The following is a 21298-nucleotide window of genomic DNA, read 5'->3' as shown; positions in this document are numbered from 1 at the left end:
CACCGGAAATCCAGAGCGGGCCGCGCGTCGGCGCCGGAGCACGGAGGGGAAACGCATGGCCAGCGGGCAGACCAGCGCGGAGCGCATGCCGGAGATTCCGGCCGGCGGCCTGTCCCCGGCGCAGGAAGAGGCGGCGGCCGCGTTCCGGGCCGAGCGCGGCGTCCCGGTCTTCGGGCCGTTCGTGCCACTCCTGCGCAGCCCCGAGCTGATGCTGTGCGCGAGCCGGATGGGCCAGTACCTGCGCTACGGCAGCGTCCTGCCGCTGCGGATCAGCGAGTTCGCGATCCTGGTGGTCGCGCGGGAGTGGAGCCAGCCGGTCGAGTGGGCGATCCATCACCCGATCGCCCTCGAGGCCGGAGTCGCCCCCGAGACCGCGCGGGCGCTGGCCGAGGGGCGCCGCCCCGACACGATGAGCGCCGACGAGGCCCTCGCCTACGCGTTCTCGACCGAGCTGATGCGCAACCGCGCGGTGAGCGACGCGACCTACGCGGCCCTGGTCGCGCGCTTCGGCGAGCAGGGGGCGATCGATCTGACCGGCATCAACGGCTACTACGCGCTGCTCGCCATGACGATGAACGTCGCCCGCACGGCCCTGCCGGAGGGCGGCCCCGCGGCCCCGCCGCTGCCGCCGCTGGTCGGGTAGGGCGCGCCGCCGCGGCCGCGGCGCGGGCCGGGGGCGATCCCGCGCGGCTTGTGGCGCCGGCCGCTTCGGTCTAACCGTCCTCCCCCGTGCGGGTGCCCGACGTGCCGCCCGCCCGTTCCCGAAAACCCGGCCGGACGAGAGCCATGGTCGCCCATACCCGCGCCGATTCGGCGCCCAAGCCCACCGACCCGGCGCTCGCCGGCGCCCGGATCCTCGTGGTCGAGGCGCGCTACTACGACGCGATCGCCGACGAACTCCTGGCCGGCGCCCTGGCGGCGATCGCGGCCGCCGACGCGCAGGCCACCGTGGTCACCGTGCCGGGGGCCCTGGAGATCCCCGCCGCCGTGGCGATCCTGCTCGACACGGGCGCCTACGACGCCGTGGTGGCGCTCGGCTGCGTGATCCGCGGCGAGACCGGCCACTACGACATCGTCGCCGGCGAGAGCGCCCGGGCGCTGATGGACCTGTCGGTGCAGCGCCGCGTGCCGCTCGGCAACGGCATCCTCACGGTCGAGACCGAGGCGCAGGCGCTCGCCCGCGCCCGGGTCGCCGAGATGAACAAGGGCGGCGGCGCCGCCGAGGCGTCGCTCGGCGTGCTCGCCCTGAAGCGTGCGGCCGAAGGCGCGCGCCCGCGATGACGGATACACCCATGACCGGGACCCCCGAGACCCAGCCGGAGACCGGCGCGGAGAATGGCACCGGCACCGCCGGCGCCCCCGCCAAGATCAGCCTGCGCAGCGGCGCCCGCCTCGCGGTGGTGCAGGCGCTCTACGAGATGGACGTCTCCGGCAAGGGCGTGCTCGACGCCCTCGCCGAGTTCGAGGCGTTCTGGATCGGCCAGGAGGTCGACGGGATCGCCCATCCCCCGGCCGAGACCGCGTTCTTCCGCGACCTGCTGCGCGGCACGGTCGAGGAGCAGCGCGCCATCGACCCCAAGCTCGACCAGGCCCTCGCGCAGGGCTGGCCGCTGCGCCGCATCGAGATCGTGCTCCGGGCGATCCTGCGGGCGGGCGCCTACGAGCTGATGTTCCGCCGCGACGTGCCGGCGGCCGCGGCGATCTCGGAATACGTCGACGTCGCCCACAGCTTCTACACGGCCGACGAGCCGGGCCTCGTCAACGCCGTCCTCGACCGGGTCGCCCGGGAGGTCCGGCCGGGCGAGGTCGGGGCCCCGAAGGCCTCGGGCAAGCCGGGCTCGTCCAAGCCGCTCCCCGGCAAAGCTGCGGCTGGGAAACCGTCGGCCGGGAAGGCCTGAGTCTTGGCCGGGCCGGCCCGCGCCTCCGAGGAGGGGCTGATCGCCCGCTACTTCGCCCCGCTCGCGGGGCCGGGCGCCGACGGGCTCCGGGACGACGCCGCCACGCTGACGCCCGCGCCGGGCCACGACCTCGTCCTCACCGCCGACGCCGTGGTGGCGGGCGTTCACTACTTCGCGGAGGATCCGCCGGCCTCGATCGCCCGCAAGGCGCTCGGCGTGAACCTCTCCGACATCGCCGCCAAGGGCGCGGTCCCGCGCGGCTTCCTGCTGACCCTGGCGCTGCCCGACGACTGGACGGAGTCCTGGCTCGCCGGATTCGCGCAGGGGCTCGGCGCGGCGGCCGAGGCGGCCGGCTGCCCGCTGCTGGGCGGCGACACGGTGCGCTCCGGCGGCCCCGCGCTGATCTCGGTGAGCGTGTTCGGCGAGGTGCCGACCGGCACCATCGTGCGGCGCACCACCGCGCGGGTCGGCGACCGGATCTGCGTTACCGGCACGATCGGCGACGCCGCCCTCGGCCTGCGGATGCGCCTGGAGGGCGACGCCCCCTGGGCGGCCGGCCTCGATCCGGCGCTGCGGGCCGAACTCGCCGACCGCTACCTGCACCCGCGCCCGCGGCTCGCCGCCGCGCCGGCCATCCGCCGCCACGCCTCGGCGGCCATGGACGTGTCCGACGGCCTCGCGGGCGATCTCGCCAAGATGCTGGGCGCGGGCCGCACCGCCCGGGTGGCGACGGCGGACGTGCCGCTCTCGGAGGCGGCCCGGTGCGCCTGCGCGGCGGACCCCGCCCTGATCGAGGCGGTCCTGACCGGCGGCGACGATTACGAGATCCTCTGCACCGTCGCGCCAGAGCGCCTGGCGGATTTCCAGGCCGAGGCCGCGGCGGCCGGGATCGCCGTCGCCGCCATCGGCACCGTCACCTCAGGCGACGGCCCGCCGCGCTTCGAAATGCGCGATGGCGCCGAGCGCGTGTTCGCGGCCGGAGCCTTCAGCCACTTCTGACGCCCAGATCGCGTCCGGTCCCGAGATCATCGGGCCGGCGGAATCCCCGGCCGGGTGGCCGATCTGGCGCCGGACCTCGCCGATCATCGCGGCGGCGACCACCGGGATCCAGCGGCCGGCCGGGTCCCCGCCCGCGCCCGGCGCCCGGGACAGGGCGCGCTGAAGCACGCAGAGCAGGTCGTCCTGGATCGTGACCGGCTGCGCCGCGACCCGCTCTGCGATCAGGAAGCCGACCGCGCCGCTCAACACCTCGATGGTCGCCGCCAACCTGGCGGCCTGGTCGCTGCTCATGGCGAGTTCCTCGTCCGAATACAACCAAAAATAGAATATTGGTTGGTTAAGACGACGTTAACGGCCGCTCGAGCCGCTCGCGTTCGTGATGCCCCGGTTCGGGGGACGGGCATCTCAGCTCGCGGGAGCCGCGCTCGGCCCCCTCTCCCGCACGGAAGAGGGGGCTCGCGCCCATGGAACCGGGTGCAGCGGCCGGCGGGAAACCAGATCTGCAACATAATGCAGCATTGCGGGTTCGAGGGCTTTTTAGCCCCCGGGTCGTGAGACCCGATTCCCGGCGTCGCCCGCCGACGCGGCGTTTGCGCTCCCCGGCGAAGTTTGGCAATCAAGGCATTGTTCTGGGAAGGAAAGCCCCGAATCCGAGCGCCGCGTCCCATGGCCGTCGTCCGGCGGCCAAGCTCGACAATCACAAGCCCACGCCAGGCACGATAATAACAAGGACGGTCGAATGATTCCCTTGGTCCTGATCATCGCGGGCGGGCTCTGCGCCGTCGCCTACGGCATCGTCACGATCCTCGACGTGATGCGGCGCGACGCCGGCACGCAGCGCATGCAGGAGATCGCCGCCGCCATCGCCGAGGGCGCGCAGGCCTATCTCCGGCGGCAATACACGACGATCGGCCTCGTCGGCGTCGTCCTGTTCGTCCTCCTCGCCGTCTTCCTCGGGATCAAGGTCGCGGTCGGCTTCCTGATCGGCGCCGTTCTGTCGGGCGCGGCCGGCTTCATCGGCATGAACGTCTCGGTCCGGGCCAACGTCCGCACGGCCCAGGCCGCCTCGACCTCGCTGGGCGGCGGCCTCGACGTCGCCTTCAAGTCGGGGGCGGTGACCGGCATGCTGGTGGCGGGCCTCGCGCTGCTGGGCGTGGCCCTCTACTACCTGTTCCTCACCCGCGCCGCCCATCTCGAGCCGTCGAGCCGCGAGGTGATCGACGCCCTCGTGGCGCTCGGCTTCGGCGCCTCGCTGATCTCGATCTTCGCCCGCCTCGGCGGCGGCATCTTCACCAAGGGCGCCGATGTCGGCGGCGACCTCGTCGGCAAGGTCGAGGCCGGTATCCCGGAGGACGATCCGCGCAACCCCGCCACCATCGCCGACAACGTCGGCGACAATGTCGGCGACTGCGCCGGCATGGCGGCCGACCTGTTCGAGACCTACGCGGTCACGGTCGTCGCCACGATGGTGCTGGCCGCGATCTTCTTCTCCGGCGCGGGCGGGAGCAACCGCGACGTCCTCGAGCCGATGATGCTGTACCCGCTCGCCATCGGGTCGGCCTGCATCCTCACCTCCATCGCCGGCACCTACGCGGTGCGGCTCGGCGCGAACCAGTCGATCATGGGGGCGCTCTACAAGGGGCTGATCGCCGCCGGCGTGCTCTCCATCGCGGCGATCGCGGCGGTCAACATGACCCTGCTCGGCGGCTTCTCGACGAGCTTCACCACCTCGACCGGCCTGACCTTCACGTCGGCCGCGCTGTTCGGCTGCGCGGTGATCGGGCTCGCCATCACGGCGCTGATCGTCGTGATCACCGAGTACTACACGGGCACCAACTTCCGCCCGGTGAAGTCGATCGCCGACGCGTCGGTGACCGGCCACGGCACCAACGTGATCCAGGGGCTGGCGATCTCGCTCGAATCGACCGCGCTGCCGGCCATCGTGATCGTGGCAGGCATCATCAGCACCTACGCGCTCGCCGGCCTGTTCGGCATCGCCATCGCGGTCACCGCCATGCTGGCGCTCGCGGGCTTCATCGTGGCGCTGGACGCCTTCGGGCCGGTCACCGACAATGCCGGCGGCATCGCCGAGATGGCGGGCCTGCCCTCGGAGGTGCGCAAGTCGACCGACGCCCTCGACGCGGTCGGCAACACCACCAAGGCGGTGACGAAGGGCTACGCGATCGGCTCGGCGGGTCTCGGCGCGCTGGTGCTGTTTGCCGCCTACACGTCGGACCTGAACTACTTCATCGCCCATGCGAGCCCGACGCAGTACCGCTTCTTCCAGGGCGTCAGCGTCGATTTCTCGCTCTCCAACCCCTACGTCGTGGTCGGGCTGCTGCTCGGCGGCCTGATCCCGTTCCTGTTCGCCGGCATCGCCATGACGGCGGTCGGGCGCGCGGCGGGCGCGGTGGTCGAGGAGGTCCGGCGCCAGTTCCGGGCCAAGCCCGGCATCATGCAGGGCACGGACCGGCCGGATTACGGGCGGGCGGTGGACATGCTCACCCGCGCGGCGATCAAGGAGATGATCATCCCGTCGCTGCTGCCGGTCCTGTCGCCGATAGTGCTGTTCTTCGTGATCCAGTTCATCGCCGGGAAGAGCCAGGCCTTCGCCACCGTGGGCGCGAGCCTGCTCGGCGTGATCCTCACCGGCCTCTACGTGGCGATCTCGATGACCTCGGGCGGCGGCGCCTGGGACAACGCCAAGAAGTACATCGAGGACGGCCACCACGGCGGCAAGGGCTCCGACGCCCACAAGGCGGCGGTGACCGGTGACACGGTCGGCGACCCCTACAAGGACACCGCCGGTCCGGCGGTGAACCCGGCGATCAAGATCACCAACATCATCGCCCTGCTGCTGCTCGCCGTGCTGGCGCACAGCTGAGTTCCGCGAAGACCGGATCGGCCGACGGGGCCGGGCTCTCCGCGAGCCCGGCCCTTCCCGTTTCGCCGTGTGCGCCCCCGCACGCGACGGCCAGTCCCGCGGCGCAGCACCTTGGCATCGCGGCGCCGCAGCGCCACCTCGGCGCCGGATTAAAACCCGGACGCGGCCCCCGCCGCACCAGCACGAGGTAACCCATGCCGTCCCTGCTCGACCCGATCCGCATCGGCGCCATCGAGGCGAAGAACCGGATCTTCATGGCGCCGCTGACCCGCGGCCGCGGCACCCGCGAGCACGTGCCCACCCCGATCATGGCCGAGTACTACGCGCAGCGCGCCGGTGCCGGCCTGATCCTCACCGAGGCCACCGGTATCAGCCAGGAGGGGCTCGGCTGGCCCTACGCGCCCGGCATCTGGTCCGACGCCCAGGTCGACGCGTGGCGGCCGATCGTGAAGGCCGTGCACGACAAGGGCGGCAAGATCGTCTGTCAGATCTGGCACATGGGCCGGATGGTCCATTCGGACTTCCTCGGCGGCGCCAAGCCGGTCTCGTCCTCGGCCACGACGGCGCCCGACCAGGCCCACACCTATTCCGGCAAGAAGCCCTACAGCGAGGCCCGCGCCCTGGAGGTGTCCGAGATCCCGCGCCTGCTCGGCGATTACGAGCGGGCCACCGCCAACGCCCTGGCTGCCGGGTTCGACGGGGTGCAGATCCACGCCGCGAACGGCTACCTGATCGACGAGTTCCTCCGCGACGGCACCAACCACCGCACCGACCAGTATGGCGGGTCCGTCGAGAACCGCGTGCGGCTCCTGCGCGAGGTGACCGAGGCGGTGGCGAAGGTCGCCGGGCCGGAGCGCACCGGCGTGCGCCTCTCGCCGAACGGCGCGATCCAGGGCTGCAACGACTCGAACCCGGAGCCGCTGTTCGTCGCCGCCGCCCAGGCGCTCGCCGATGCCGGGATCGCCTTCCTGGAGATGCGCGAGCCGGGGCCGAACGGCACCTTCGGCAAGGCCGACCACCCGCCGATCGCCCCGGCGATGCGGCGCGTGTTCCGCAACCCGATGATCCTGAACGCCGACTACGACGGGGTCAGCGGCCAGAAGGCGCTGGATGCCGGCGAGGCCGACGCCATCGCGTTCGGCCGGACCTTCATCGCCAACCCGGACCTCGCCGAGCGGATCGCCAGGAAGGCGCCGCTCGCCAAGGACGACGCCGCGACGTGGTACAGCCAGGGCCCCGAGGGCTACGTCGACTACCCGACCCTGACCGAGTCCCGCGCCGCTTGACGCGCCGCCGTCGCGCGCCCTGCCGCGGCCCGGAGGGCTGCGGCAGGAAACCGCGGCAATTCCTTGGCAGCGGGCCGTCGCGCGCCTATGTGAGGGCAGGACCATGAATGTGCCTGCACCTCACGCGCTCGCGGAAGCCGGACCGACCGACGGGCGCTGGCGCGCCGCCGACCGGATCGCCGAACTGCGCGACCTCGCGATCCTCGATTCCGAGCCCGAGCCGCTCTACGACGACCTCGTGCGGGTCGCCGCTTACGTCTGCCGGGCGCCGGTCGCGCTCGTCAGCCTCGTCGATGCCGAGCGGCAGTGGTTCAAGTCGGAGGTGGGCCTCGGCAAGCGCGAGCTGCCGATCAATTGCTCGGTCTGCGCCCACACGATCGAGGCCGGCGACCTTCTCGTCATCCCGGACCTGACCGCGGACCCCCGGACCACCGAGAATCCCCTCGTGACCGGGGCGCCGGCCTTCCGGTTCTACGCGGGTGCGGTGATCCGCGGCAGCCACGGCATCCCGCTCGGCGCGCTGTGCGTGCTGGACCGCGTCCCGCGGCCGGAGGCGCTCGATTCGGAGCAGACCGCGACCCTGCTGGCGCTGGCGCGCCAGATCTCCAGCCTGCTGGAGCACCGCAGGACGCTGGCGCAGGTCGCCGCCCGCGAGGCGGAGATCGCCGCGAGCGAGCGCCGCTTCCGCGTGATGACCTCGGCGATGCCCCAGATGGTCTGGACCACGCGGCCGGACGGGTTCCACGACTACTACAACGACCGCTGGTACGAGTTCACCGGTGTCCCCTACGGCTCCACCGACGGCGAGGGCTGGAACGGTGTGTTCCACGCCGAGGACCAGGACAGGGCCTGGGCGCGGTGGCGCCACTGCCTCGCGACCGGCGAGCCCTACGAGATCGAGTATCGCCTGCGCCACCACAGCGGCGACTACCGCTGGACCCTGGGGCGGGCCATGCCGATCCGGGACGCCGAGGGGCGGATCGAGCGGTGGTTCGGGACCTGCACTGACATCGACGATTTGAAGCGCGCCGAGGCCGAGGCCCGCAAGCTCGCGGCGATCGTCGAGACGTCCAAGGACTTCATCGGGCTCAGCACCCTCGAGGGCGCGATCACCCATCTCAACGAGGCGGCCATGGCCCTGGTCGGCCTGCCCGATCTCGCCGCCGCCCGCGCCAAGAAGGTACCCGACTTCTTCACCGACGACAGCCGCCGGATCCTGGCCGAGACCGTGATGCCGGCGGTGCGCCGGGACGGGTTCTGGGAGGGCGAACTCGCCTTCCGACACTTCGTCACCGGCGAGCCCCTGGCCGTGCTCTACAACATCTTCCCGGTGCGCGACCCGACCGGGACCGAGCTCGGCTACGCCACCGTCACCCGCGACCTGCGCGAGGCCAAGCGCGCCGAGGAGGCCCGCGACCTGCTGATCCGCGAGCTGTCGCACCGGATCAAGAACATCTTCGCGGTGGTGGGCGGCCTCGCCGCCCTGACCGCGCGGACCGACCCCGCGGCCAAGCCCTTCGTGGCCGCGTTCCGCGAGCGGCTCGGCGCCCTGGCCCGGGCCCACGAATACGTCCGCCCGCACTCCCCCGACAGCGCCCCGCCGGTCGCTGGCCAGACGGTGCTCGGGCTGATGCGCCTGATCATGGCCGCCTACGAGGAGAACGGACGCGCCCGCGTGGTGATCTCGGGGGACGATGCCGAGATCGGCGAGCGCACCGCCACGGCCCTCGCGCTGATCATGCACGAGCAGGCGACGAACGCGGTCAAGTACGGCGGCCTGTCGACGCGGGAGGGCGGCGTCTCGCTGAGCGGGACCCGCGAGGCGGGCCGCTACACGCTGACCTGGCGCGAGGAGGGCGGCCCGCAGATCGCCGGCGCGCCGTCCCGGAAGGGATTCGGCACGGTGCTGGCCGAGCGCAGCGTCGCCGGCCAGCTCGACGGGGCGCTGGAGCACGACTGGGCGCCGGGCGGTCTCCTGATGCGGCTCAGCGTCCCGCTCGAGAACCTGCGGACCTGACGTGGCTCGGATGCCGGCCCGGATGCCGGCCGCGCCCGGGCCGGGTCTCGTCGTCCTCGACTTCGACGGCACGCTGGCCGACAGTTTCGGGTGGTTCTGCTCGGTGCTGAACGGCGTCGCCGACCGCTACCGCTTCCGCCGGGTCGAGGCCCACGAGGTGGAGGAGCTCCGGCTCCAGGGCGCCCGGGCGATCGTCGCCCATCTCGGCATCCCGCGCTGGAAGCTGCCGCTTATCGCCCGCCACATGCACGCGCTGGCCGCCCGCGACGCCGCGCAGATCGCCCTGTTTCCCGGCGTCCCGGCGATGCTGGCCGCGATCGCGGCGGCGGGCGTGCCGCTGGCGATCCTGTCGTCGAATCGCGCCGACACGGTGCGGCGGGTGCTCGGACCGGACAATGCCGCCCGCATCGGCAGCTACGCCTGCGGGGCGTCGATCTTCGGGAAGGCGCGCCGGCTGCGGGCGTTGCTCGCGCGGACCGGGGTTCCGCCGCACCGGGCCCTCTGCGTCGGCGACGAGATCCGGGACATCGAGGCGGCGCGGGCGCTGGGCTGCCCGTTCGGCGCCGTGGCCTGGGGCTACACCGACCCACGGGCCCTCGTGTCCCACGGCCCCGAGCACCTGTTCCCGGAGCCCGGGGCGATCGCCCGCCTCGTGGCGGGCGAAGCCGGTCACATGCCGCGATTCGCGCCCGGCACGACGCTGGTGCCGCTGCCGCTGCCGAACGGCTCGTAGCGGGTCAGGCCGCGGAACAGCTGGCTGAGGAAGGCGCGGTCGGCGCCGCTCGTCGGCGTGGTGCGCTCGATGAAGTCGAAGATCCGGCCGTCCTGCAGGCCGTAGAGCGCCACGCGCTCGACCTTGAAGGCGGGGGTGAAGTACACGGCCGTGACCTTCTGGTCCTCGACCTGCTCGCCCAGGAACATGATCGTCCGGCGGGTGTTCTGCGAGATGTAGTACCAGGACTTGTTGCCCACCGTGGACACGGTCGAGGGCGTGCCGAGGATCTGCAGCACCTGCTCGGGGCCCATGCCGGGCTTGATCGTGGCGAGCGCCGCCTGATCGACCTGGTAGCCGTGGCGCAGCTCCTCGCCGATGCAGCCGGACAGGCCGCTTGCCGCGAGGCCGAGCAGGGCGAGGCGCGCGAAGGACTGGACGAGACGGCGCCGCATCGGGCCCCCAGAGAGCGTGTTGACGGACGGGGCGCGACCGTCGCCGCCTGCACGGGGCTCCGACGGCGCTTGCGCCCTGGGCGTGGGTTGCCGTACCGCGGGGTTATGGCTTTGACAAGGCAAGCTTGGCCACAGTGGGCCGGGGTTCCGCACCGATGATCGCCGGGTTGTTCCGCCGCGCGAGCGCCCGGCGCCGCGCCGTCGAGGGGCTGCATCTCGTCCTGAGCCAGGCCGCGCGCCGGCCGGGCCTGTACACGGATCTCGGCGTCCCCGACACGGTCGAGGGCCGGTTCGAGTCCCTGTGCCTGCACGCGATCCTGGTCCTGCGCCGGCTGAACCGGCTGCCGCCGCCGGCCGCCGAGGTGGCGCAGGATCTCGTGAATTCCGTCTTCACCCAGCTCGACGCCGCGCTGCGCGAGCTCGGCGTCGGCGACATGGGCGTGTCCAAGCGGATGAAGAAGCTCGGCGCCGCCTTCTACGGCCGGGCCGAGGGCTACGACGCGGCCCTGGAGGCCGGCGACGCCGCGGCCCTGGCGGCCGCCCTCGTCCGCAACGTGCTCGGCGGCGAGGGGGACGGGCGCGGTCTCGCCGCCTACGTGCGGGCGGCCGACGCCGCCCTCGCCGGGGCCGATCTCGACGGGCTGCTCGCGGCCGGGCCGCCCTTCCCGGAGCCCGACGGCTTCGCGCCGGTACCGGCCGGCCCTGACCACGGAGGACGCGCATGAGCCGCGATGCCAGCAGCCGCGATGCCGGCCAGGACGCTTTCCCGCTCGCGCGCTGGGTCAATGTCGAGCGCCTGCCCCAGGGGCGCGGCGCCGTCACCGTCGAGGCGAGCCCGGCCGAGTGCGCCGCGCTGGCCGCCGATTTCGGCATCCCGGGGATCCGCGACCTCGTCGGGCGCTTCGCCATCGAGGGGGCGACCAGCCGCCTCACCGTGACCGGCACCGTGGAGGCCCTGGTGACCCAGGTCTGCACCGTCAGCCTCGAACCCTTCGAGGCGCCGGTCCGGGAGCCGGTCGAGGTGGTGTTCACCGACACCGACCGGCTCGCCGGCACCGATGCCGAGGACGCCGACATCCCCGACCCCCTGGTCGGCGGCCGCATCGATTTCGGCGCGCTCACCGCCGAGTTCCTGGCGCTGGGCCTCGACCCGTACCCGCGCAAGCCCGGCATCGCCTTCGAGCCGGTCGTGGCGGGCGACGAGGCCGGACCCCTCGACGGCCTGCGCAAGCTCCGCGACCGCGACGGCTGAGGCCGCCGCGTCCGGCCGGAACCGCCGGCCGCCCGATTTCATTTGCCCGCCGGGCCGGTATCGCTATGGTCCGCCGCGCCCGGCGGGCCCCGTCCCGCCGCCGTCCGACCCCTTTCCCGCCGAGACCCGCGACCCGCTACCGACATGTCCCAACGCGTGTGCATCTCGCTCGACGCCATGGGTGGCGACCACGGGCCCACCACGGTCGTGCCCGGCGCGGCGCTGGCCCGGGAGCGCCATCCCGGCACCACCTTCCTGATGTTCGGCGACGAGGGCGTGATCGCGCCTCTGGTCGCCAAGGAGCCCCGGCTCAAGGACTGCGTGGAGATCCGCCACACCAGCGTGGCCGTGGCCATGGACGACAAGCCGAGCCAGGCGGTGCGCCAGGGCCGGGGCAAGTCGTCCATGTGGCAGGCGATCCAGGCGGTCCGCGACGGGCAGGCCGATGCCTGCGTGTCGGCCGGCAACACCGGCGCGCTGATGGCGATGTCGAAGATCTGCCTGAAGACCATGTCGGGCATCGAGCGCCCGGCCATCGCCTGCCTGTGGCCGACCGTGCGCGGCGAGAGCGTCGTGCTCGACGTCGGCGCCACGATCGGCACGGATGCCGAGCACCTCGTCGAGATGGCCGTGATGGGCTCGGCCATGGCGCGCATCGTGTTCGACCTCGAGCGTCCGACCGTCGGCCTGCTCAACGTCGGCACCGAGGAGATGAAGGGCAACGAGGCGGTCAAGGAGGCCGCCCGGATCCTGCGCGAGATGGAGAGCCCCGGGCTGACCTATCACGGCTTCGTCGAGGGCACCGATCTCGGGCGCGGCACGGTCGACGTGGTGGTGACCGAGGGGTTCACCGGCAACATCGCCCTCAAGACCGCCGAGGGCACCGCCAAGCAGATCGGCACCTATCTGCGCTCCGCCATGACCCGGACACTGGCCGCCAAGATCGGCGCCCTGTTCGCGCGTCAGGCCTTCAAGGCCCTCAAGGACAAGATGAACCCGAGCCGGGCCAACGGCGGGGTGTTCCTCGGCCTCGAGGGCATCGTCATCAAGAGCCACGGCTCGGAGAACGCGCAGGGCTTCGCCGCGGCGATCGATCTGGCGCACGACATGGCGCGCCACGACATGATCCGCACGATCCGCGAGATGCTCGACCAGACGGCGGCGCTGGCGCCGGCCTGACGCCGGCACCGGGCCTCCGTCGACGGACGGGATGGAAATCGGACGCCCGCGGCTTCACAACCGGCGATTGTGAAGCTGGGTCGTCCGGGAAGGACAATGATGGCAACCCTCCGCACTGACCCCGAGCAGCACCGGCGCGTCCCCCCTCTGCGCTCGGTGGTGGTCGGGACCGGCTCGAGCCTGCCCGCGCGGGTGGTGACGAACGCCGACCTCGCCGAGCGGGTGGACACCTCCGACGAGTGGATCGTCCAGCGGACCGGGATCCGCCAGCGCCACCTCGCGGGGCCCGACGAGACCACCTCGGTCCTCGGTACGCGCGCCGCCAGGGCGGCCCTCGACGATGCCGGGCTGAGCGCGGACGACATCGACCTCGTCATCTGCGCCACCTCGACGCCGGATCACACCTTCCCGGCGACCGCGACCCAGATCCAGGCGGCACTGGGCATCCGTCAGGGCGCGGCCTTCGACCTGCAGGCGGTGTGCGCCGGCTTCGTCTTCGCGGTCTCGACCGCCGACAAGTTCCTGACCACGGGGGCCGCCCGCCGGGCCCTCGTGATCGGCGCCGAGACCTTCTCGCGGATCGTCGACTGGGAGGACCGCACCACCTGCGTGCTGTTCGGCGACGGGGCCGGCGCCGTCGTGCTGGAGGCGCAGGAGGGGGCCGGGGACCGCGGCGTCCTCAGCGCGAGCCTGCGGTCGGACGGACGCCACCGGGAGAAGCTCTACGTCGACGGCGGCCCCGGCTCCACCGGCACAACCGGCCACCTGCGCATGGAGGGCCGCGACGTGTTCCGATTCGCCGTCGGGCAGGTCACCGACGTGATCGTCGAGGCCTTCGCGCAGGCGGGCATCACCGCGGAGGAACTCGATTGGTTCGTGCCGCATCAGGCCAACCGCCGGATCATCGAGGCCTCGGCCGACAAGCTCGGTGTCGCCCGGGACAAGATCGTCCTGACGGTGGACCGCCACGGCAACACCTCGGCGGCCTCGATACCCCTGGCCCTCGACGTGGCGCGGCGGGACGGCCGCATCCGGGCGGGCGACCTCGTGATGATCGAGGCGATCGGCGGCGGGTTCAGCTGGGGCGCGGCGCTGATCCGCTGGTGAGGTCTCGGGCTGCGCGCCCGAAACGATTCGCTGCTCCGGCGCGGTTGACCGGGGGCGGAGCGCCGATTAGCGTGCCGGATCATAGGGATACGCCTTCAGCGTTCGGCGCGGCCAAGGGTGCCGCGCCGTGCGTCATGGGGCGGGTGACGCGGGCGAGGGGACACGGCATGGCAGGCAAGACGGTGACGCGCGCCGACTTGAGCGAGGCCGTCTACCACCAGGTGGGCCTGTCGCGGACCGAGTCGGCCGCCCTCGTCGAGACCGTGCTGTCCGAGATCTGCAGCTGCCTCGCGAGCGGCGAGACGGTGAAGCTGTCCTCGTTCGGCTCCTTCGTGGTCCGCAGCAAGGGCAAGCGCGTCGGCCGCAATCCCAAGACCGGGGTCGAGGTCGCGATCGAGCCGCGGCAGGTGATGGTGTTCAAGCCCTCCAACGTGCTCAAGGCCAAGATCAACGGCCTGAACGGCGCGGGCGAACACGACGACGACTGAGCGCGCCGCGATTGCGGCCGCGTCGGCGAGCGCTTCGGGGGGCTCTTCAGGCTTGAGTGCGGCCCCGCGAGCCGGCAAGATCGGGCCGCTTCGCCCCGCTCCGTAAGACGCCCATGCCGCCAGCCCTCGCCGCCGCCTCGACCGACGAACCGCCGACCGGGATCGGCGAGAAGAGCGCCCACGCGTTCCGGACGATCAGCGAGGTGGCCGAGGAACTCGACGTGCCCCAGCACGTCCTGCGGTTCTGGGAAACCCGCTTCGGCCAGATCCGCCCCGTGAAGCGGGCGGGGGGGCGCCGCTACTACCGGCCCCAGGACATCGAGCTCGTCGCCGGCATCCGCCACCTCCTGCACGTGCAGCGCTACACCATCGCGGGGGCGCAGCGGGTCCTCAAGGAGAACGGCGTCCGCTTCGTGCAGGCCGTCGGCCGCGGCGAGGCCGTGGCGGCCGAGCCGCTGCTTCAGGAGGTCGAGACCGAGGCGGGAAGCCGGAGCGGAACCGGGGGCGCAACGTTCGGCGCGTCGGACCGGGCGGCCCTGGCCGAGGCCCTGGACGAGTTGCGCGCCTGCCGCGCCCTGCTCGACGGGCTGCGCGACCTGCCCGACATGGAGGCCTGAGCGGGCCTGAGCGGCCCTGCCGGGCTCGACGACCCCGGCCCCGCGCGCGGCGGGCGAACTTTCCGGCAACACGTCGCGTTGTCGCCCGCATGGCCGCGCCCAAACCCAAGTTGACGCCCAGCCAGGAACTGATGGCCCGCATCATGCGGATCGTCCGCTCCTGCCCGGAGGCGGCGTCCGAAGTCCTGGAGCTGATGTTCCTCGTCAGCCAGATCGAGGCGGCCACCGGGGTCGACCGGGACTATCGCGACGCCAAGCGGGTGATCAGCCGCTTGCGCAACCCGCTCTGGGAGATGGGTCCCACCGACCGGGAGAAACTCCTGGCGGCCGCCGAGACGATTCGCCGGGTCTGCCGGCTGGCCGAGGACGAGATTCCCCCCGTGCCGGTGGCCGATGCCGGGGAGCGGGCGCGGGTCGAGGGGCGGCTCGCCGCCGCCCTGGCCGGCGAGTTCGACGCGGCGCAGATCGCCCGCATCACCGGGATCGTCGCGGCGGCCCTCCAGAATTAACCCGCCGCCCGAGCCCTCGACGCCCGTGCGCGGCGTCCCCACATGGTCTCCACCGATGAACGGGACATCCGGACGCGTGTCCGGGGAGAGGTCCCGGGTCGGCACTGGAGAGACGCTGCCATGATTGCCCTACGTCCGCTCGCCGCGCTGCTCGCAGGGAGCATGGCACTGGCCGGGCCCGCCCTGGCCCAGACGCCGTCCAGCCGAACCAAGACGGTGGCGCCCGGCAAGACGGTCCGCATCGAGATCGCGCCCAACCTCAAGAAGGATTGTTCTCCTGGGCCGATGCCGGAGTTCAAGGTCTCGGGCCCGCCGAAGAACGGGTCGGTGATCACCAAGGTTGGCAAGCTGAAGACGCCGGCGAGCTACCGCTGTCCCAACAAGGAAGCGGCCGTCCAGGCGCTGTTCTACCAGCCCAACAACGGATTCACCGGCGCCGACGAAGTGACGTTCGAGGTCAAGAGCTCCGACGGCCAAGTCCAGACGCAGACCGTCAAGATCACGGTCGGGGGCGCGGGGACCAAATCAGGAGACGACGGCAAGAAAGAGGGCACGGATTTGTGAGCAGGCTCCGGCCGAAACGGTATCTGGCCAGTCCTGCCGCTCGGTCAGCCGTCCGGGGGCGTCACGGAGTCTCGTCCGTGACGCCTTCAGCGCTCCGGAGTGTTGCATGCAATCGACATGCCGGGCGCCATGCTCGCCGCACTGCGACAAAAGCGGGCCTGTCGGTTGCATCCGAGCCGAGACAGGATGAAGCTGTCACGGTCTGAGAGGGTTATCGAATGCCGATGCATGCGACGAACGACCTTTTCCAGAGCTTCGCCCGAGGGTACGAGGCCCGCCGCGACACGGAGATGACGCTCTCCGAGTACCTGGAGGCCTGTCGCGACGAGCCCCTGATGTACGCCTCGGCCGCCGAGCGCATCCTCGCGGCGATCGGCGAGCCGGAATTCGTGGACACCGCCAGGGATTCGCGCCTCGGCCGGATCTTCATGAACCGGACGATCCGGACCTACCCGGCCTTCCGCGAATTCTACGGCATGGAGGAGACGATCGAGCGGATCGTCTCGTTCTTCCGCCACGCCGCGCAGGGCTTGGAAGAGCGCAAGCAGATCCTCTACCTGCTCGGGCCGGTGGGCGGCGGTAAGTCGTCGCTGGCCGAGCGGCTGAAGTTCCTGATGGAGGTTCACCCCGTCTACGTACTCAAGGCTGGGGACGAAGTGTCGCCGGTCTTCGAGAGCCCGCTGGGCCTGTTCGACCCCGAGACCATGGGCGAGGAGATCCAGCGCCGCTACGGCATCCCGCGCCGGCGGCTGACCGGCCTGATGAGCCCCTGGGCGCTGAAGCGCCTCGACGAGTTCAACGGCGACATCTCGCGCTTCAAGGTGATCAAGGTTCGGCCGTCGCGCCTGCGCCAGATCGCCATCGCCAAGACCGAGCCGGGCGACGAGAACAACCAGGACATCTCCTCGCTCGTCGGCAAGGTCGACATCCGGCGGCTGGAGACGCTGTCGCAGGCCGATCCCGACGCCTACTCGTACTCGGGCGGCCTGAACCGGGCGAACCAGGGCATCCTCGAGTTCGTCGAGATGTTCAAGGCGCCGATCAAGATGCTGCACCCGCTGCTCACCGCGACGCAGGAGGGCAACTACGTCGGCACCGAGAATATCGGCGCGATCCCGTTCACCGGCGTGATCCTGGCACACTCGAACGAGGCCGAGTGGCAGACCTTCAAGACCAACAAGAACAACGAGGCCTTCATCGACCGGATCTACGTGATCAAGGTCCCGTACTGCCTGCGCGTCACCGAGGAGCAGCGGATCTACGAGAAGCTGATCTCCGGCTCGGAGCTGTCGGACGCGGCCTGCGCGCCCGGCACGCTGGAGATGCTGGCACGGTTCTCGGTGCTGTCGCGGCTCCGCGAGCACGCCAATTCCAACGTCTTCTCCAAGATGCGGGTCTACGACGGCGAGTCCCTGCGCGAGGTCGATCCCCGCGCCCGCTCGATGCAGGAGTACAAAGACACGGCCGGCGTCGACGAGGGCATGGACGGGATCTCGACCCGCTTCGCCTTCAAGGTGCTGGCCGCGACCTTCAACCACGACACCACCGAGGTCTCGGCCGACCCGGTGCACCTGATGTACGTGCTGGAGCAGTCGCTGCGCCGCGAGCAGCTCCCGCCCGAGACCGAGAAGAAGTACCTGGAATTCATCAAGACCGAACTGGCCCCGCGCTACGCGGAGTTCATCGGCCACGAGATCCAGAAGGCCTACCTCGAATCGTACCACGATTACGGGCAGAACCTGTTCGACCGGTACATCGACTACGCCGACGCCTGGATCGAGGACCAGGACTTCAAGGACGCCGAGACCGGCCAGCTCATGAACCGGGAGCTCCTGAACCAGGAGCTGACCAAGATCGAGAAGCCCGCCGGGATCGCCAACCCGAAGGACTTCCGCAACGAGGTGGTGAAGTTCGCCCTGCGCTCCCGGGCGCAGCACGGCGGCCGGAATCCCAGCTGGACCAGCTACGAGAAGCTGCGCGAGGTGATCGAGCGGCGGATGTTCTCCCAGGTGGAGGAGCTGCTGCCGGTGATCTCCTTCGGCTCGAAGAAGGACGGCGAGACCGAGAAGAAGCACGGCGAGTTCGTCGAGCGCATGGTCGCGCGCGGCTACACCGAGCGGCAGGTCCGCCGCCTGGTGGAGTGGTACATGCGGGTGAAGCAGGCCGGCTGAGGGACGACGGGGCTCGACCGGCCCGCTCGGTCGGCCGGGCCCCGTTCCGACCCTCCGCCGCCACAGTTTCGGACGACCGGCCGGCGAAGATCGCGGCCCTGCTGCCAAAGAGGGATCCTTCCCTCCGGTGACAGCATGGTACGACAAGGGTCCGGACCCGGCCGGAGCACGCGGACGAGGGTTTTCGCAGCGGATGCACATCGTCGACCGACGTTTGAACCCGGGCGGCAAGAGCCTCCCGAACCGCCAGCGCTTCCTGCGGCGCGTGAAGGACGTGGCCCAGCGCGCGGTGCGGGAATCCGCCCGCGAGAAGGACATCAAGGATCTCGGCAAGGACGGCCGCGTCACCGTGCCGGCGGACGGCGTCCGGGAGCCCCGCTTCTCGCGCCAGCCCGGCACCGGCCTGCAGGATCACATCCTGCCCGGCAACAAGACCTACGTGGAGGGCGACACGATCGAGCGCCCGCCGGGCAGCGGCGGCGGTCGCGGCTCCGGCGAGGGCGGGGAGGGCGGCGAGAACAGCGAGGACGCGTTCCGCTTCGTGCTCACCCGCGAGGAGTTCCTGGAACTCTTCCTCGAGGATCTGGAATTGCCGGACCTCGCCAAGCGTCGCCTCGCCATCGTCGAGACGGAAGGTTTGCGCCGGGCGGGCTACACGGTCACCGGCTCGCCGGCGAACCTCGCGCTCACCCGCACCCTGCGGAACTCGATGTCGCGGCGGATCGCCCTCAAGCGCCCGAAGCCCGACGAGGTGGCGGCCCTGGAGGCCCGGCTCGACGCCCTCGCCGAGGGGCATCCGGAGCGGCCGGACCTGGAGCAGGCGCTGTTCCGGCTGCGCGAGCGCGCGAAGCGCATCCCCTACGTCGACCCGATTGACCTGCGCTTCCGCCGGTTCGAGCCCTATCCGCGGCCGATCGCGCAGGCGGTGATGTTCTGCCTGATGGACGTGTCCGGCTCGATGACCGAGCACATGAAGGACCTCGCCAAGCGATTCTACATCCTGCTGCACATCTTCCTGACGCGCCGCTACCGGCACGTCGAGATCGTGTTCATCCGCCACACCGACCGGGCGACCGAGGTGGACGAGGAGACCTTCTTCGGCTCCCGCGAGACCGGCGGCACCCTGGTCTCGTCGGCGCTCGTGGAGATGAAGCGCGTCATCGCCGAGCGCTACGACCCGAACGACTGGAACATCTACGCGGCCCAGGCCTCGGACGGCGACAACGTCTCGTCCGACGGGCCGACCTCCACGGAGCTGCTGCGGTCGCACATCCTGCCCGCCTGCCAGCACTTCGCCTATCTGGAGGTGGGCGACGAGAACGGTCCCCGCGCCGGCTTCGTCGAGCACCGCACCACCCTGTGGCGGACCTACGAGGCCATCGCCAAGGCCGGCGGCCCGATCGCCATGCGCAAGGTCAACCACCGCCGGGAGATCTACCCGGTCTTCCGCGAGCTGTTCGGGCGCAAGGAAGGCCGCGCCGAGGCGGAGGCGTGATGGCGGCGCGCGCATCAACCGATCGGGAGGCCGCATGACGCTCGTCAAGGCACGCACGCCCCAGATCATCGCGGGCAACCAGAAGCCGCTGTTCACCGGCAACGACTGGGATTTCGACACGATCCGGCGGATCCACGACGCCTGCGAGGCGGTGGCCGGGCCGCAGCTCGGACTGTCGTGGTACCCGAACCAGATCGAGATCATCACGGCCGAGCAGATGCTCGACGCCTACGCGTCGATCGGCATGCCGCTGTTCTACAAGCACTGGTCGTTCGGCAAGCACTTCGCCCAGCACGAGGCCGGCTACCGCCGCGGCCTGATGGGGCTCGCCTACGAGATCGTCATCAACTCGGACCCGTGCATCTCCTACGTCATGGAGGAGAACACGGCGACGATGCAGACGCTGGTCATCGCGCACGCCGCCTTCGGCCACAACCACTTCTTCAAGAACAACTACCTGTTCCGGCAGTGGACCGACGCCGAGGGCATCCTCGACTACCTCGACTTCGCCAAGGGCTTCATCGCCCGCTGCGAGGAGCGCTACGGCCACCAGGCGGTGGAGCAGGTGCTCGACGCCGCCCACGCGCTGATGAGCCAGGGCGTCCACCGCTACCCGCGCAAGAAGCGGCCGGACCTCGCCTCCGAGCAGCGGCGCGAGCGCGAGCGGATCGAGCACGGCGAGCAGATCTACAACGATCTCTGGCGCACCCTGCCGCAGAAGATCGGCACAGCGCGTCCGGACGCGGCCGCCGAGCGGCGCAAGGCGCTGCTCGAACTGCCGCAGGAGAACATCCTGTATTTCCTGGAGAAGGCCGCGCCCCGCCTGCGCCCCTGGCAGCGCGAGATCCTGCGCATCGTCCGCTTGGTGGCCCAGTACTTCTATCCGCAGCGCCAGACCAAGGTGATGAACGAGGGCTGCGCCACCTACTGCCACTACCGGATCATGAACGCCCTGTCGGAATCCGGGCAGATCACCGAGGCGGCCTATCTCGAGTTCCTGCAGTCGCACACCAACGTCATCCGGCAGCCGAACTACGACGACCGCTCCTACGGCGGCCACAATCCCTACGCGATCGGTTTCGCGATGATGCAGGACATCGCCCGCATCGCCGAGCAGCCGACCGAGGAGGACCGGGCGTGGTTCCCCGACATCGCGGGGGTCGGCGACGCCATGGCGGTCCTGCGCGATTGCTGGGAGAATTACCGGGACGAGAGCTTCATCCAGCAGTTCCTGTCGCCCAAGCTGATGCGCGATCTGCGCCTGTTCCACGTGGTCGACGATCCAGAGGAGCCGGAGCTGCGGGTGGAGGCGATCCACGACGAGCGCGGCTACCGCAAGCTGCGCCGCTCCTTCGCGCGGCAGTACGACGTGGCGTGGCTCGACCCCGACATCGAGGTGGTGGACGTGGATCTGGAGGGCGACCGGCGCCTGATCCTGCACCACAAGGCGATCAACAAGATCACCCTGCAGAAGGACGACGCCAAGCGCGTGCTGCAGCACCTCGCCGACCTCTGGGGCTACGACGTGGTGCTCAAGGAGGTCGAGCCGGCCACCGGCGCGGTGCTCGGCGAGATCACCGCCAGCGCGCGGCCGATCTTCTTCTGAGCGGGACGGCGGGAGGGCGCCTCCCGCCCGATTCCCCGTCCTGATGTGGCGTCCGGCCG

Annotated in this window: 21 protein-coding genes; 19 read left to right on the top strand and 2 right to left on the bottom strand. The window is 71.2% G+C overall.

All coding sequences use genetic code 11. The features are described from left to right. Nucleotides 1-55 precede the first annotated feature (55 nt). The 4 genes from BMY19_RS20795 to thiL all read left to right on the top strand — a co-directional run bounded on the left by BMY19_RS20795 (nucleotide 56) and on the right by thiL (nucleotide 2897). Nucleotides 56-643 (top strand): carboxymuconolactone decarboxylase family protein, encoded by a 588-nt coding sequence (locus tag BMY19_RS20795; RefSeq protein ID WP_091927313.1) that lies wholly within the window; start codon nucleotides 56-58, stop codon nucleotides 641-643. 143 nt (nucleotides 644-786) lie between these two features. Further along, nucleotides 787-1281, top strand: a complete 495-nt coding sequence (ribH, locus tag BMY19_RS20790; RefSeq protein WP_100252805.1) for a 6,7-dimethyl-8-ribityllumazine synthase — start codon at nucleotides 787-789, stop codon at nucleotides 1279-1281. 11 nt (nucleotides 1282-1292) lie between these two features. Next, nucleotides 1293-1898 carry a transcription antitermination factor NusB gene (gene nusB / locus BMY19_RS20785; protein WP_170863012.1) on the top strand — a complete coding sequence of 202 codons (606 nt, stop codon included), beginning with the start codon at nucleotides 1293-1295 and terminating at the stop codon, nucleotides 1896-1898. Between the two features lie 3 nt (nucleotides 1899-1901). After that, nucleotides 1902-2897 carry a thiamine-phosphate kinase gene (thiL, locus tag BMY19_RS20780; RefSeq protein WP_100252804.1) on the top strand — a complete coding sequence of 332 codons (996 nt, stop codon included), beginning with the start codon at nucleotides 1902-1904 and terminating at the stop codon, nucleotides 2895-2897. Here the strand turns inward: thiL and BMY19_RS20775 are convergent. Further along, the gene (locus BMY19_RS20775; protein WP_026605043.1) at nucleotides 2817-3188 is read right to left on the bottom strand and encodes a hypothetical protein; all 372 of its coding nucleotides are present in this window, start codon (nucleotides 3186-3188) and stop codon (nucleotides 2817-2819) included. The two genes, thiL and BMY19_RS20775, sit on opposite strands and share 81 nt — an antisense overlap. 448 nt (nucleotides 3189-3636) lie before the next feature. On the opposite strand from BMY19_RS20775, the gene BMY19_RS20770 reads away from it, so the two are divergent. The 4 genes from BMY19_RS20770 (at nucleotide 3637) to BMY19_RS20755 (ending at nucleotide 9817) form a co-directional block, all read left to right on the top strand. Beyond that, a complete protein-coding gene (locus BMY19_RS20770; RefSeq protein ID WP_091927315.1) occupies nucleotides 3637-5781 on the top strand; it encodes a sodium-translocating pyrophosphatase in 2145 nt (714 codons plus the stop codon). 194 nt (nucleotides 5782-5975) lie between these two features. After that, nucleotides 5976-7067, top strand: coding sequence for an alkene reductase (locus tag BMY19_RS20765; RefSeq protein WP_020093884.1), 1092 nt, complete (start codon nucleotides 5976-5978; stop codon nucleotides 7065-7067). A 103-nt stretch (nucleotides 7068-7170) separates the two neighbouring features. Then, nucleotides 7171-9084: a PAS domain S-box protein gene (locus tag BMY19_RS20760; RefSeq protein WP_100252803.1), complete on the top strand. Its 1914-nt coding sequence runs from the start codon at nucleotides 7171-7173 to the stop codon at nucleotides 9082-9084. A 22-nt stretch (nucleotides 9085-9106) separates the two neighbouring features. Further along, complete coding sequence (locus BMY19_RS20755) at nucleotides 9107-9817, top strand: HAD hydrolase-like protein (protein WP_244534968.1); 711 nt, start codon at nucleotides 9107-9109, stop codon at nucleotides 9815-9817. Here the strand turns inward: BMY19_RS20755 and bamE are convergent. Beyond that, on the bottom strand, nucleotides 9754-10251 hold the full coding sequence (gene bamE, locus BMY19_RS20750; RefSeq protein ID WP_100252802.1) for an outer membrane protein assembly factor BamE: 498 nt from the start codon (nucleotides 10249-10251) through the stop codon (nucleotides 9754-9756). The genes BMY19_RS20755 and bamE overlap by 64 nt on opposite strands. A 155-nt stretch (nucleotides 10252-10406) precedes the next feature. On the opposite strand from bamE, the gene BMY19_RS20745 reads away from it, so the two are divergent. The 11 genes from BMY19_RS20745 to BMY19_RS20695 all read left to right on the top strand — a co-directional run bounded on the left by BMY19_RS20745 (nucleotide 10407) and on the right by BMY19_RS20695 (nucleotide 21239). Then, complete coding sequence (locus tag BMY19_RS20745) at nucleotides 10407-10976, top strand: ubiquinol-cytochrome C chaperone family protein (protein ID WP_100252801.1); 570 nt, start codon at nucleotides 10407-10409, stop codon at nucleotides 10974-10976. Further along, on the top strand, nucleotides 10973-11503 hold the full coding sequence (locus BMY19_RS20740; RefSeq protein WP_020093879.1) for a YceD family protein: 531 nt from the start codon (nucleotides 10973-10975) through the stop codon (nucleotides 11501-11503). The genes BMY19_RS20745 and BMY19_RS20740 overlap by 4 nt, the downstream gene beginning before the upstream one ends. A 144-nt stretch (nucleotides 11504-11647) precedes the next feature. After that, nucleotides 11648-12682, top strand: coding sequence for a phosphate acyltransferase PlsX (gene plsX / locus BMY19_RS20735; RefSeq protein ID WP_100252800.1), 1035 nt, complete (start codon nucleotides 11648-11650; stop codon nucleotides 12680-12682). A 99-nt stretch (nucleotides 12683-12781) separates the two neighbouring features. Continuing rightward, entirely contained in the window at nucleotides 12782-13789 is a 1008-nt protein-coding gene (locus BMY19_RS20730) for a beta-ketoacyl-ACP synthase III (RefSeq protein ID WP_100252816.1), read from the top strand. Nucleotides 13790-13956: 167 nt separating this feature from the next. Next, on the top strand, nucleotides 13957-14277 hold the full coding sequence (locus BMY19_RS20725) for an integration host factor subunit alpha (RefSeq protein WP_012320898.1): 321 nt from the start codon (nucleotides 13957-13959) through the stop codon (nucleotides 14275-14277). 113 nt (nucleotides 14278-14390) lie between these two features. Next, a complete protein-coding gene (locus BMY19_RS20720) occupies nucleotides 14391-14894 on the top strand; it encodes a MerR family transcriptional regulator (RefSeq protein ID WP_100252799.1) in 504 nt (167 codons plus the stop codon). Between the two features lie 89 nt (nucleotides 14895-14983). Next, nucleotides 14984-15403 (top strand): hypothetical protein, encoded by a 420-nt coding sequence (locus BMY19_RS20715; RefSeq protein ID WP_026605037.1) that lies wholly within the window; start codon nucleotides 14984-14986, stop codon nucleotides 15401-15403. A 120-nt stretch (nucleotides 15404-15523) separates the two neighbouring features. Continuing rightward, the gene (locus tag BMY19_RS20710) at nucleotides 15524-15967 is read left to right on the top strand and encodes an Ig-like domain-containing protein (RefSeq protein WP_100252798.1); all 444 of its coding nucleotides are present in this window, start codon (nucleotides 15524-15526) and stop codon (nucleotides 15965-15967) included. Nucleotides 15968-16185: 218 nt separating this feature from the next. Beyond that, nucleotides 16186-18138 carry a PrkA family serine protein kinase gene (locus BMY19_RS20705; protein WP_100252797.1) on the top strand — a complete coding sequence of 651 codons (1953 nt, stop codon included), beginning with the start codon at nucleotides 16186-16188 and terminating at the stop codon, nucleotides 18136-18138. A 193-nt stretch (nucleotides 18139-18331) separates the two neighbouring features. Next, the gene (locus BMY19_RS20700; protein ID WP_020093871.1) at nucleotides 18332-19633 is read left to right on the top strand and encodes a YeaH/YhbH family protein; all 1302 of its coding nucleotides are present in this window, start codon (nucleotides 18332-18334) and stop codon (nucleotides 19631-19633) included. 34 nt (nucleotides 19634-19667) lie between these two features. Continuing rightward, complete coding sequence (locus BMY19_RS20695; protein ID WP_100252796.1) at nucleotides 19668-21239, top strand: SpoVR family protein; 1572 nt, start codon at nucleotides 19668-19670, stop codon at nucleotides 21237-21239. Nucleotides 21240-21298 lie beyond the last annotated feature (59 nt).

The sequence above is a fragment of the Methylobacterium sp. UNC300MFChir4.1 genome, from assembly GCF_900110155.1.
Classification (GTDB): Bacteria; Pseudomonadota; Alphaproteobacteria; order Rhizobiales; family Beijerinckiaceae; genus Methylobacterium.
Note: the sequence above shows the minus strand (reverse complement) of the source record. Positions and strands in the feature narration are given on the sequence as shown.